This window comes from Cupriavidus sp. 10L45 (assembly GCF_056395225.1).
This window is the reverse complement of record NZ_JBFTJC010000017.1, coordinates 23,517-36,479: the sequence shown is the minus strand read 5'-3', so window position 1 is coordinate 36,479 and position 12,963 is coordinate 23,517. Positions and strand designations below refer to the sequence as shown.

Here is a 12,963-nt window from a genome sequence, read left to right as displayed (position 1 = left end):
GCACCACATGGAAGGCAGCGAAGCGGACGAAAGGCGGCACCCCGGGCCAGACCGCAAGGATAGCGGAGGCCGCTCGGGTGCGTCGGGCGGCACACGGCCCTTGAGGCTGGTGATGCCGACGGCCGGCCACGAGCAGTTGCCGGACCCGATTCCTTCGGCCCAGATGACGCTGGTCGAGCAATTGACTGAATGGGCACGGCTGCGCATCGACGAACGGGTGTTCCGGGCCGGCATGCGCATGCCGTCGATCCGGCAACTGGCCACCGAGAAGGGGATTTCGCGCTTCACCGTGGTGGAAGCCTATGAGCGGCTGGTGGCGCTGGGCTACCTGGAGTCGCGGCGCGGCTCGGGGTTCTATGTGCGGGAGCGCGTGGCACATCCGTCCACGGCCGCCACGCCGCCTTCGGACGCCATCCGCAATATCGACGTGACCTGGCTGCTGCGCAGCATGTTCCATTCGGCGGAGAGCCACAAGGCGCCGGGCTGGGGCTTCCTGCCGAACGAGTGGCTGGACGGCGAGCTGATGTCCGGCGCGCTGCGCAGCCTGGGGCGGCAACCGGGCAACCATTTTTTGTCGAGCGGCACGCCGCAGGGCTTCCTGCCGTTGCGGCAGCAGTTGCGCACGCGGCTGGAGGAGCTGGAGATCGGCGTCACGCCGGACCAGATCGTGATGACCTCCGGCATCACGCAGGCGTTCGACCTGATCGCACGGCAATACCTGCACCCCGGCGATACCGTGCTGGTCGGCGATCCGGCCTGGTTCGTGATGTTCGCGCGCTTCGCCGCGCAGGGCGCCCACGTGATCGGCGTGCCGTACACGGCCGATGGCCCGGACCTGGACGCGCTCGAGCGCGTGGTGCAGGCCCATCGGCCCAAGCTGTTCGTGGTCAATTCCGTGCTGCACAACCCCACGGGCACCTCGCTCTCCGCCGCCCGGGCGTTCCGGCTGCTGCAACTGGCCGAGCAGTACAACTTCCTGGTGGTGGAGGACGATATCTATTGCGATCTCTGCCCGCCCGGCCACGCCGCCACCCGGTTGGCCAGCCTCGACCAGCTCCGGCGCGTGATCTATCTCGGCAGCTTCTCCAAGACGCTGGCCGCCAACCTGCGCGTGGGGTTCATCGCCGCCAGCCCGGAGCTGGCCGTGACGCTGACCGACAGCAAGCTGCTGACCGGCATGGCCACGCCCGAGATCAACGAGCGCGTGGTCTACAAGGTGCTGACCGAGGGCCACTACCGCAAGCACGTGGAGCGCGTGCGCGGCCGGCTGGACCGGGCGCGCGACGAGACCCGCCACCAACTCGAACGGCTGGGTTTGCGGATGTTCCCGGGCCAGCACGCCGGCATGTACCTGTGGGCCGATACGGGCGTGGACACCAATGTCATCGCTACGGCGGGGCACGAGGAGGGCTACCTGTTCGCCCCGGGCAGCCTGTTCTCGCCCAGCCAGATGCCATCCACCTGGACGCGCTTCAACGTGGCCAGCAGCGCCGATCCCGGCATGCTGCGTTTCCTGGCCGCGCAGATCGAGCGATTATCCGGCCAGCCGGCCTCTGGCACCCATACCGCCCATGCCCCCGCCACCCCGGGGGCTTGAAAAACCGTCCGCCCATCCCGATTTGAAGGGCCATCGACCCCGCCGCGCACCGCGCCCGGGGCAACCCCGGATGTGCCCGCTTTGTTTTCAAGCTTTCAAGAGGAGAACCATGACCGCACCGCACGAAACGATGAGCTTCCAGGCGGAAGTGAAGCAGCTGCTGCACCTGATGATCCACTCGCTGTACAGCAACAAGGAGATCTTCCTGCGCGAGCTGGTGTCGAATGCTTCGGACGCCACTGACAAGCTGCGCTTCGAGGCGATCGCCAACCCGTCGCTGCTCGAGAACGATGCCGACCTGGCCATCCGCATCGAAGCCGACGCCGCCAGCCGCACGCTGAAGATCACCGACAACGGTATCGGCATGAGCCGCGACGAGGCGATCCGCAACCTCGGCACGATCGCGCGCTCGGGCACCAAGGAATTCTTCCAGCAACTGTCCGGCGACCAGCAGAAGGACGCCGCGCTGATCGGCCAGTTCGGCGTGGGCTTCTACTCGGCCTTCATCGTCGCGGACAAGGTCACGGTGGAGACGCGCCGCGCCGGCGTGCCGGCCGAGGAAGCCGTGCGCTGGGAAAGCACCGGCGACGGCGAGTTCACGGTGGACGCCATCTCGCGCGCCGAGCGCGGCACCACCATCACGCTGCACCTGCGCGAGGGCGAGGACGACTTCCTGTCGTCGTACCGGCTGCGCCACATCATCCAGAAGTATTCGGACCATATCTCGCTGCCGATCCGCATGCCCAAGGAAGAGTGGGATGCCGAAGCCAGCGCCCACAAGACCACCGGCGAGTGGGAGAGCGTGAACCAGGCCAGCGCGCTGTGGACGCGCGCCAAGTCCGACATCACCGACGAGCAGTACCAGGCGTTCTACCAGCACATCGCCCATGACCAGGAAGCCCCGCTGACCTGGACCCACAATCGCGTGGAAGGCCGCAGCGAGTACACGCAGCTGCTGTTCATCCCGGCGCGCGCCCCGTTCGACCTGTGGGACCGCAATCACAAGGCCGGCCTGAAGCTGTACGTGAAGCGCGTGTTCATCATGGACGACGCGGACCAACTGCTGCCGGCGTACTTGCGCTGGGCCAAGGGCGTGGTGGATTCGGCCGACCTGCCGCTGAACGTCTCGCGCGAGCTGCTGCAGGAGAGCCGCGATGTGCGCGCGATCCGCGAGGGCAGCACCAAGCGTGTGCTGTCGATGCTCGAATCGCTGGCGGACAGCGAGGACGAAGCCGATCGCGCCAAGTACAAGACCTTCTGGGAGCAGTTCGGCCAGGTGCTCAAGGAAGGCATGGGCGAGGACCAGGCCAACGCCGAGCGCATCGCCAAGCTGCTGCGCTTCGCGTCCACCCACAGCGACACGGCCGAGCAGTCGGTCTCGCTGGGCGACTACGTGAGCCGCATGAAGGAAGGGCAGGACAAGGTCTTCTACGTCACCGCCGACACCTGGGTGGCCGCCAAGTCGAGCCCGCATCTGGAAGTCTTCCGCAAGAAGGGCATCGAAGTGCTGCTGCTGACCGAGCGCGTGGACGAGTGGATGCTGTCCTACCTGCACGAGTTCGACGGCAAGGAACTGGTGTCCGTGGCGCGTGGCGACCTGGACCTCGGCGCGCTGGCCGACGAGACCGAGAAGGCCGAGCAGGAAAAGGCCGAAACCGACTGGAAGGACGTGGTCGACCGTGCCAAGGGCGTGCTGGAAGGCAAAGCCAAGGACGTGCGCGTGACGCTGCGCCTGACTGAATCGGCTTCGTGCCTGGTGTCGGACGATGGCGACATGAGCGGCTACCTGCAGCGCCTGCTCAAGCAGGCCGGCCAGAAGGCGCCCGACGCCCAGCCGATCCTGGAGCTGAACCCCGAGCACGCGCTGGTGAAGAAGCTGCGCGACGTGGCCGGCGACGAAGCCTTCGCCGACCGCGTCAGCGTGCTGTTCGACCAGGCCCTTCTGGCCGAGGGCGGCATGCTGGAAGATCCGGCCACCTACGTGCAACGCGTGAACCGCCTGCTGGCCTGAGGCCGGTTTGCGGCCCCGCTCCCGCCTGCGGGGGAGGGGCCGCCAGCGAAGACCCTCCCAAGATGACCACCAAACGCTGTTTCCCGCCGGTCGTCGATGCCCACACCCGCGTCCTCGTGCTCGGCAGCCTGCCGGGCGAGGTCTCGCTCGCCCAGAACCAGTACTACGCGCACAAGCAGAACCGCTTCTGGCACCTGATGGGCGATGTCCTCGGGGTCGATCTCGTCGGCCAGGACTACCCGGCCCGCCTGCAAGCGCTGCTTGGGTACGGCGTGGGGCTGTGGGACGTGGTGGCCGAGGCGCGGCGCGATGGCAGCCTCGACAGCAATATCCGCGACCATGCCGGGAACGACCTGCTCGGGCTGATCGGCACGCTGCCGAGCCTGCGGGCGATTGCCTTCAACGGCGGTACGGCGGCGAAGATCGGGGAAAAGGCGCTGGGGGCGCTGGGGGCGCATGGCGACCGCCATGCCATCCTGCGGCTGCCGTCGAGCAGCCCGGCCTATACGCTGGCCTATTCGGAAAAGCGGGTCGCGTGGCAGGCCTTGCGCGCCTGGCTGGACTGAATCGCCCAGCCAGGCGTGGGGCGTCTTCTTTCGATGACGAAGGGGCGACGCCGTTCAGGCCGTCGTGTTGACGATGTTCCCGGTGCTGGAGGCGCCGGCCTGCTGAATGGCTTCGGCCAGCTTGGCGACGGCCTGCTGGAGCGACGCCGAGGTCGACGTGACACCGGCCTGCAGCGCGGCCACGGTGCTGGCCTTGGTGCTGTCGTCCGCGCCACTGTTCTGCGCGGCCTGGAGCTGCTGCATCTGGGCTGCCAGCTGCTTCTGCAGCGCCTCGATCTGCTGCTTCAGCGCCTTGATGACCGCCGAGTCGCTGTCTTCGCTGCTGGCCGCGCTGGCGTCTGCGGCACCTGCGCCGCCCAGGCGTCCGGCGCCGCCCGGGCCCTTGATGTCGCCGCTGGCGCTGGCCGAGGAAGCCGAGGAGGCCGACGCGCTGCCGTCCGTGCTGGCGGCGGCGGCTTGCGCCGCGTCGTCAGCCGGCGCGGTGAAGCGGCGGGTGTTGGTTACGTTGGCGTCACTGGCGGTGACGATCTGAGGGGTAACGCTGCTGATTGTTGTCATATGCGTGGTTCCGATCGGGAGAGAGCCCACCCCTTCTTCGGCGCAAATCCGCAAAACTTTAGGCGTACCGAACAAGTCTCACCGTCAGTCACTTCTGTCACAATCGCGGCCATGGCTCGCCCCGCGCGGCGGGCCGGCCTCCCATTTCGATAAATTCCTATGTCCAGTCTCGGCCTTGGCGGTATTGGCGGTATCGGCCTGCATGTCATCGTTGCCATCTTCTTCGCGGTGCATGCGGTGCGCACGCACCAGAATATGTACTGGCTCCTGCTGCTGTTCCTGTTCCCGGGGCTCGGCAGCGTGGTCTATTTCTTCGCGGTCTACCTGCCCAGCCTGCGCCAGACGCGCGGGGCGCGGGCGGCGGGACGGGCGATCCGGCAGATCGTGGATCCGAACCGTGCCGTGCGGGAGGCCCGCGACGCCTTCGACCGGGCACCCACCGTGGACCACCGCATGCGCCTGGGCGCCGCGCTGCTCGATGCCGGCCAGCCGGCCGAGGCGCTGACGCACTACCAGACGGCCGCCAACGGCCCGTTCGCCTCCGACCCGGCCTTGCTGGAAGGGCTGGCGCGCGCCCAGGTGGCCACCGGCCAGCCCGGGCCGGCGCAGGCCACGCTGGAGACGCTGTTCTCGCACCACCCGCAGGCGCGCGAGCAGGCCACGCCCTCGCTGCTGTACGCGCAGACGCTGGCCGCTACCGGCGCGCCCGGCACCCGGGCTGCGTTCGAGCAGGCCCTGACCAGCGCCAGCGATGCCGCGCCGCGCTGCCTGTTTGCCGACTGGCTGACGGCCCAGCCCGATGCCGCCGACCGCGAGCGCGCGAAAGCGCTCTATGCCGATATCGTCCATGACGCGCGCCACTGGCCGCGCCATGCCCGCGAACACAATCGCGAATGGCTCCAGCGCGCCCAGACCGCGCTGGGCCAATGATTCGCCCCCATGATCCGCGCCCTTGGCGCCTTTTTCTCCGCTATGACGCTTCTGAAACGCAAATCGATCGAGGCCGTGGCCTCGCGCCGTCCCGCCCGCGGACACCGTGACGCATCGCGCGGCAACCTGAACGCCCGGCAGGATTCCCGGCAGGACCCCCGTCACGAAGCCCGCATGAAGCCGCGCTTCGCGCCGGTGACGTTCTCCGAGATGGACGGCGTGCGCTACCTGCATTTCGGCACGGAATGGGTCCAGGGCGCGATGCGCCTGCGCAAGCCGGACGCCATCGAGCTCGAATACGCGCAGCAGATGATGGCCTGGCTGCTGTTCCAGTCGCCCTCGGTCGATGACTTCCACGTGGTGCAGTTGGGCCTCGGGGCTGCCGCGTTGACCAAGTTCTGCCATCGGCAGTTCGCCCGCGCCAAGGTGACGGCAGTGGAGCTGAATCCGGCCGTGATCGTGGCCGGCCGCAGCATGTTCGGCCTGCGCGAAGATGACGCGCGCCTGACCGTGCGCGAGCAGGACGCCTGGGACTTCGTGATGGACAGCGCCAGCACGGCGGCCATCGATACGCTCCAGGTGGACCTCTACGACGCCACCGCGCGCGGCCCGGTGCTGGACACCACGGCGTTCTACCGCGCCTGCCGCCGCGTGCTGAAGACGCCCGGCGTGATGACGATCAACCTGTTCGGCGACCACGAGAGTTTTCCGAAGAACATCGTGCGGATCTGCGATGCCTTCGACAACCGCGTGCTGGTGTTCCCGGAAGTGCATGACGGCAACATCATCGCCATGGCGTTCAACGGGCCGGCCATCGACGTCTCCTGGGAGACGCTGGAAGCGCGCGCGGACGTGGTGGAAGCCGCGACCCAGCTGCCCGCCCGGGACTGGGTCAAGAAGCTGCGCGCGGCCAATGCCAATCAGGAAGACCGGCTGGTGATCTGATCGCTTTCTGAGGGAAAACGGTCATTCCTTGTGGAAGAACTGCGCCAGCGACCATTCGTCGGTGCGGGCCTCGTAGCGCAGGCCCTTGCGCATCGCCCACATCGCCAGCTGGCTGTGCGAGGGGATGATGGCGTGATCCGCCAGCGCGACCTTCGCCGCGGCGCGCGCGGCTTCCTCGCGCGCCTTGTCGCTGCTGACCGTGGTCAGTGACGTTTCGATCAGCTTGTCGAGCTGCGGATTGCTGTACTTGCCCCAGTTCCACGTGCCATAGCCGGTCTTCGGGTTGGGCGTGCCGGTGATCGAGCGCAGCGCCACATCGGCCGCCGCCGAGCCCCATCCCAGCATCTGGAACGAGAACTCGCCCTGGCGCGCGCGCGTGAAGTAGGCTGCCACGGGCAGGGTCTCCACCTTGGTCTGGATGCCGATGCGCGTCAGCATGCCGGCCGTGGCCTGCGCCACCTGGCCGTCATTGAGGTAGCGGTTGTTGGTGGCGTGCAGCGTCAGCGCGAAGCCATCGGGGTAGCCTGCCTGGGCCAGCAGCTTCTTGGCGCCCTCGACATCGTAGGCGTCCGGCTTGGTGCCCGGATGGCCGAAGATCTGCGGCGAGACGATCGACGAGGCCGGCACCGCCAGCCCCTCCATGATGCGGCTGACGATGGCGTCCCGGTTCAGCGCCTTGCTGACCGCTTCCCGCACGCGGGCGTCCTTGAACGGGTTCTTGGCCAGCGGCTTGCCGGCCTTGTCGGTCACGAACGGCGAGTTGTCGCGCGACTGGTCCATCTGCCAGAAGATGGTGCGCCACGACACCGTCTGCTCGATCTTGAACTTCGGATTCTGCTTGAGCTTCGCCACGTCGGCCGAGGGCACGCTCTCGATCACGTCCACGTCGCCGGCCAGCAGCGCCGCGCTGCGTGCGCCGTTGTCGGTGAGGATGCGGAACACCGCGCGGTCCCAGTCCACCTTCGGCCCCCAGTAGTCGGGGTTCTTCGCCATCACGATTTCCTGCCCGCGTGCGAAGCGCACGAACTTGAACGGCCCGGTGCCGATCATCGCCTTGCCCGAGTCGAAATCGGCCTGGGTCAGCGTGGCCGCGACCTTCTTCGGCATGATCGGCACGCTGTTCAGGTCGTTGGCGAGGTTGGCGTAATTCGGCACGTTCATGGTCAGGCGCACGGTGAGCGCGTCGGGCGTGTCGATGCGGGCGATCGGCTTGGTATAGCTGGTGAACGAGCCGGGGCTGTTGGTCAGCTTCTCGGGCCGCTCCAGGGACGCCTTGACGTCCTCGCTCGTGAACGGCGTGCCGTCATGCCACTTCACGTTCGGGCGCAGCTTGATCTCCCACGTGATGGCGTTCACCGGCTTCCAGGACAGCGCCAGCCCGGGGATGTAGCGGGCGTTCTTATCCATGAACACCAGCGATTCGAAGATATGCAGCGCGATGGCGTTGTTCGGGCCCGCGTTGTTCCAGTGCGGGTCCATCGAGGTGACATCGGCAGCCAGGCCGATGCGCAGGTCCTCGGCGTGCGCGGCGCCCACGGTCACCCCGGCGGACATCGCAACGGAGAGCAGGGTGCCCAGCAAGGCATGGCGGATCTTGGCGGAACGATGGCTCGCTTTCATCGACAGGCTCCTCGGGTGGTGCGGGATGTGGGATGGGATGCCATGCATTGTGCCGTCAAACGTACACGCCTGCGTGGGTTGGGGGACTTCCTGGGCGATGGCACGGGTATGGGGTGTTTTCGGCACTTCCGGTGGGCGGCACCTTCCACCGCTTCGCGCCGATAAAAAAACCCGCTTGCGCGGGTTCTTTTATGAGTCGGCGGCCAGCTTAGTGGAACAGCGGCTGCTGGGTCGGCGCGTCCTCGGGCAGTTCGGCGTGGACGATCTCGCCCGAACGGTCCGCATAGAGGGGCGTACCGCAGTCTTCGCAGTACTCGGGGTCGAACAGCGCGGCGTGGCGGAAGATCTCCTCCACGCCGGCGTTGCGCAGTTCCTCGCAGATCTGCTCGAGCGGGTTGCCCTTTTCCTCGGCATCGACTTCGCCGGCCTCGCGGCCATAGACGGGCCAGACGATGCCGTAGATCACGTCCTTCTCGCCGCGCATGGTGAAGCCGACGCGGTATTCCTCGACCACTTCCTCGCCGAACGAGGCCACCACGGCAGCCAGTTGGCCGGCGGACACGTCCAGCGTGCCGCACAGGTAGTTCACGGCGGCGCGCACGGTCAGCGGGCGGATGCTCTTGTCAGATTCGCGGCACGACAGGAAGAACGCATCGGGCAGCAGCAGTTCGAATTCGCAGCCCGGCAGCAGCACGGCCACGGACGGCTGCACCTGCTGGCGCCATTGCTCCAGGCAGGTGGAACGCTCGGCGTGGTGCTCCTTGGCATCTTCCTGCCAGCGGAACAGGGCGCCTTCGTGCGGCGCCACCACCACGGCCAGCAGGTAGCGCGGATCGGCCAGGATCGGGGCGGTCTCCGGCAGGTCGCGCAGATCCACCTTGGGCACCGTGCCGGCCAGCGCCGCCGAGGCGAGCTTGTGGGTCAGGGCGAAGGTGTCGCTATGGGTGCGCGGGAGCTGGTCGATGCTATATAGATACGGCGACAGCGCCACCTGGGTCTGCGTGGCCAGCACGTGGGCCTGCAGGTGCACGGCCAGCGTCTGGGCCAGCTCGGGCTTGAGCGCGCCGGACGGAATCGCGTAGCGGGTATGGGCGAGGATCGGCGCGGCGATCAGCAGGGCGTCATGCTGCACGCCGTCGATCTCGACCGTGGCGGACTCGGCCAGCGTCTCGGCCTGCTCGGCCAGCACGTCGGAGGCATCCGCGTTGTGCTTGAACAGGTGTTCGAGCGCGGCGTCGAGGGCGGTCTGGCTGCCGTTCTTCAGGAGGCGGCCCAGGCGCTGCGACAGCCGCCGCTCCCAATACCCGTCCTCCATGCGGCTGCCCGAGGCGTCGAGCGCAAGCGCGTCGGCCACCAGTCGCTCGGCATCGGGCGAGAGTCGGGGGGAAGACTTGGGGCGAAAACCTGCCATATGTGAAGACCGTCCGTTTTACGTAAAACGGTATTCTACTCGCTGCGTTGACAAACACCGCGCCTGGCGGCGTTCCGTCTTATTTCTGTGCGGGCGCTGCCGGGGCCTCGGCGGGGGCCGGGGCGTGGGTCTCGGCGCCGTGCTGTTCGCCGCCCATGGAGACGTCGCCGCCACCCTTCGTCAGCAGATACAGGGCGGCGCCGGCGACGACGATGAAAGCGATGAGGATCTTGACCATGGTGTCTCCAGTCGGTGCGGGGGCGTGCCGTGGCCGCGCCCGCTTATAGGGATGAACGCCGAATTGCGTAGGGACCAGTCTGGCAGTGCAGCCTTGCGTGGAACTTACGTGCCGGATCGGGGATAACCCGCAAGCTGGCCCGGCCGCGCGGCGCCCAGCAATGAAAAACGGCGCACCGTGGGGTGCGCCGTTGTCACTTCCTGGCCGGGGCCGGGACCGCTTATGCGGCCAGCAGCTGGCGCAGCACGAACGGCAGGATGCCGCCGTGGTTGTAGTAGTCCACCTCGATCGGGGTGTCGATGCGCAGTAGCACCGGCACGCGCTGCGTGTCGCCGTTGGCGCGATGGATCACCAGCACCACATCCTGCTGCGGCTTCAGGTCGCCCTCGATGCCTTCCACGTCGAAGGTCTCGTTGCCGATGATGCCGAGCGACTGCGCGCTGTCGCTGCCCTTGAACTGCAGGGGCAGCACGCCCATGCCGACCAGGTTCGAACGGTGGATCCGCTCGAAGCTGCGCGCCACCACGGCCTTCACGCCCAGCAGCTGCGTGCCCTTGGCCGCCCAGTCACGCGAGGAACCCGTGCCGTACTCTTCGCCGCCGATTACCACCGTGGGCGTCCCCTCGGCGATGTACTTCATGGCGGCGTCGTAGATCGACATCTGTTCGCCGGTGGGCTGGTGCAGCGTCAGGCCGCCTTCCACGCGCGAGCCGTCGGCCTTGGGCGGAATCATCAGGTTCTTGATCCGCACGTTGGCGAACGTGCCGCGCATCATCACTTCATGGTTGCCGCGGCGCGAGCCGTAGCTGTTGAAGTCCGCCTTCAGCACGCCGTGCGCGAGCAGGTACTTGCCCGCCGGCGAGGTGTCCTTGATCGAGCCGGCCGGGGAGATGTGGTCGGTCGTCACGGAGTCGCCGAACACGCCCAGCGCCCGCGCGCCGCGCACGCTGGCCGAGGCAGCCTTCGGCTCGAGCTGGAAGTCCTGGAAGAACGGCGGCTCGGCGATGTAGGTGGAAGTCGGCCAGTCATAGACCTGCCCCGTGGTGCCCTTGATGTTGGCCCACAGCTTGCTCGGCTTCTTGACCTGCTCGTAGTTCGTCTTGAACACCTCGGCGTCCAGCGCGAACTTCAGCAGCGCCTGGATTTCCTCCGACGTCGGCCAGATATCGCCCAGCCAGACATCCTTGCCGTTCTTGCCCTTGCCCACCGGCTCGGTCATCAGGTCGCGCGTGACGTTGCCGGCGATGGCGTAGGCCACCACCAGCGGCGGCGAGGCGAGGAAGTTGGCGCGGATGTTCGGGTGGATGCGGGCCTCGAAGTTGCGGTTGCCCGACAGCACGGCGGCCGCGACGATGTCGTTCTGGACGATGGCCTCGTTCAGCGCCGGGGTCAGGTCGCCCGCATTGCCGATGCAGGTGGTGCAGCCGTAGGCCGTCACGCCGAAGCCAAGCTTCTCCAGGTACGGCAGCAGGCCGGTGGCGGTCAGGTACTCGGTCACCACGCGGCTGCCCGGGGCCAGCGACGTCTTGATGTGCGGCGCCACGTTCAGGCCGGCTTCCACCGCCTTCTTGGCCAGCAGGCCGGCGGCCAGCAGCACGCTCGGGTTGGAGGTGTTCGTGCACGAGGTGATGGCGGCGATCAGCACGTCGCCGCTCTTCACCTTCACGCCGTCGGTGTTGGTGTACTCGCGGTCCAGGTCATCGGCATTCTTGTTGAAGCCGTTCTCGGCCACCGGCTTGGAGAACAGCGAGGCGAAGGTGCTCTTGACGTTGCCGATCTCGATGCGGTCCTGCGGGCGCTTGGGGCCGGCCAGCGACGGCGCCACCGAGCCCAGGTCGAGCGTCAGCGTGGTGCTGTAGTCGATGTCGCCGGCCATCGGCACGCCGAACATCTCCTGGGCGCGGAAGTAGCCCTCGAACGCGGCGATTTCCTCGGCGGTGCGGCCGGTGCCCTTGAAATAGTCGATGGTCTTCTCGTCCACCGGGAAAAAGCCCATCGTGGCGCCGTACTCGGGCGCCATGTTGCCGATGGTGGCGCGGTCCGGGGTGGTCAGGCTGGCGGTGCCTTCGCCGAAGAACTCGACGAACTTGCCGACGACCTTCTCGCGGCGCAGCATTTCGGTGATGGTCAGCACCAGGTCGGTGGCGGTCACGCCCTCGCGCAGGCGGCCCTTCAGTTCCACGCCGACCACGTCAGGCGTCAGGAAGTAGACCGGCTGACCGAGCATGCCGGCTTCGGCCTCGATGCCGCCCACGCCCCAGCCCACCACACCGATGCCGTTGATCATCGTGGTATGCGAGTCGGTGCCAACGAGCGTGTCCGGATAGTAGACACCGTCCTTCTTGTGCACGCCGCGCGCCAGGTATTCGAGGTTCACCTGGTGGACGATGCCGAAGCCCGGTTGCACCACGCCGAAGGTGTCGAAGGCCTGCATGCCCCACTTCATGAACTGGTAGCGCTCGTTGTTGCGCTTGAATTCCAGCTGCATGTTCAGGTCGAGCGCCTTTTTCTCGCGGAAATGGTCGATCTGCACCGAGTGGTCGACCACCAGATCCACCGGCACCAGCGGCTCGATCTTCTTGGGGTTCTTGCCCATCTTCTCGGCCACGTTGCGCATTGCGGCCAGGTCGGCCAGCAGCGGCACGCCCGTGAAGTCCTGCAGCACCACGCGGGCTACCACGAACGGGATCTCGTCCACGCGGTCGGCCTTGGGCTTCCAGTTGGCCAGTTGTCGAACGTGTTCCTCGGTGACCTTCTTGCCGTCGCAGTTGCGCAGCACCGATTCCAGCACCAGCCGGATCGAAATCGGCAGCCGTTCGATCTTCACGCCCAGTGCCTTGCCCAGCTGCGGCAGCGAGTAGTACTGGCCGCGGCCGCCGGTGGCGAGCTTGAATTCCTTGAGAGTTTTATTGAGATTGTGGGGCATTGCCTGACTCCAATCGAGGGATGACGCGGGACGCGATTTTCTAAACTTTCTTCTTCTTCAGACCCCGGTGCACGAGAGGGTTCCGCCGCCTTGACGCGGCGCGGCCGGAGATTCCCCGGACGCGCACCGTGACAACAAACTCAACTGCCGCGCGGCGAGGG

Annotated in this window: 10 protein-coding genes; 5 read left to right on the top strand and 5 right to left on the bottom strand. The window is 67.2% G+C overall.

The genetic code is table 11. The features are described from left to right. Positions 1-112 precede the first annotated feature (112 nt). The 3 genes from AC1DFU_RS25260 to AC1DFU_RS25250 all read left to right on the top strand — a co-directional run bounded on the left by AC1DFU_RS25260 (position 113) and on the right by AC1DFU_RS25250 (position 4,174). The gene (locus AC1DFU_RS25260) at positions 113-1,597 is read left to right on the top strand and encodes an aminotransferase-like domain-containing protein (RefSeq protein WP_255370663.1); all 1,485 of its coding nucleotides are present in this window, start codon (positions 113-115) and stop codon (positions 1,595-1,597) included. 109 nt (positions 1,598-1,706) lie between these two features. Then, on the top strand, positions 1,707-3,608 hold the full coding sequence (gene htpG / locus AC1DFU_RS25255; RefSeq protein ID WP_441590548.1) for a molecular chaperone HtpG: 1,902 nt from the start codon (positions 1,707-1,709) through the stop codon (positions 3,606-3,608). Between the two features lie 62 nt (positions 3,609-3,670). Beyond that, positions 3,671-4,174, top strand: a complete 504-nt coding sequence (locus tag AC1DFU_RS25250; RefSeq protein WP_441590547.1) for a DNA-deoxyinosine glycosylase — start codon at positions 3,671-3,673, stop codon at positions 4,172-4,174. 54 nt (positions 4,175-4,228) lie between these two features. On the opposite strand, the gene AC1DFU_RS25245 is transcribed toward AC1DFU_RS25250, so the two are convergent. Then, positions 4,229-4,732: a hypothetical protein gene (locus AC1DFU_RS25245; RefSeq protein ID WP_092290192.1), complete on the bottom strand. Its 504-nt coding sequence runs from the start codon at positions 4,730-4,732 to the stop codon at positions 4,229-4,231. A 159-nt stretch (positions 4,733-4,891) separates the two neighbouring features. Here AC1DFU_RS25245 and AC1DFU_RS25240 point away from each other — a divergent pair, with 159 nt between their 5' ends. Both AC1DFU_RS25240 and AC1DFU_RS25235 read left to right on the top strand, forming a co-directional pair. Next, a complete protein-coding gene (locus AC1DFU_RS25240) occupies positions 4,892-5,662 on the top strand; it encodes a tetratricopeptide repeat protein (RefSeq protein WP_092290191.1) in 771 nt (256 codons plus the stop codon). Positions 5,663-5,704: 42 nt separating this feature from the next. Further along, positions 5,705-6,607 (top strand): class I SAM-dependent methyltransferase, encoded by a 903-nt coding sequence (locus tag AC1DFU_RS25235; RefSeq protein WP_092290857.1) that lies wholly within the window; start codon positions 5,705-5,707, stop codon positions 6,605-6,607. A 21-nt stretch (positions 6,608-6,628) separates the two neighbouring features. On the opposite strand, the gene AC1DFU_RS25230 is transcribed toward AC1DFU_RS25235, so the two are convergent. The 4 genes from AC1DFU_RS25230 to acnA form a co-directional block, all read right to left on the bottom strand. Continuing rightward, positions 6,629-8,161, bottom strand: coding sequence for an ABC transporter substrate-binding protein (locus AC1DFU_RS25230; RefSeq protein WP_441590748.1), 1,533 nt, complete (start codon positions 8,159-8,161; stop codon positions 6,629-6,631). A gap of 274 nt (positions 8,162-8,435) precedes the next feature. Next, positions 8,436-9,638, bottom strand: coding sequence for a DUF2863 family protein (locus AC1DFU_RS25225; RefSeq protein WP_477159763.1), 1,203 nt, complete (start codon positions 9,636-9,638; stop codon positions 8,436-8,438). Between the two features lie 79 nt (positions 9,639-9,717). Then, on the bottom strand, positions 9,718-9,876 hold the full coding sequence (locus AC1DFU_RS25220; RefSeq protein WP_177219833.1) for a hypothetical protein: 159 nt from the start codon (positions 9,874-9,876) through the stop codon (positions 9,718-9,720). 220 nt (positions 9,877-10,096) lie between these two features. Then, positions 10,097-12,802 (bottom strand): aconitate hydratase AcnA, encoded by a 2,706-nt coding sequence (gene acnA, locus AC1DFU_RS25215; RefSeq protein WP_092290185.1) that lies wholly within the window; start codon positions 12,800-12,802, stop codon positions 10,097-10,099. Positions 12,803-12,963 lie beyond the last annotated feature (161 nt).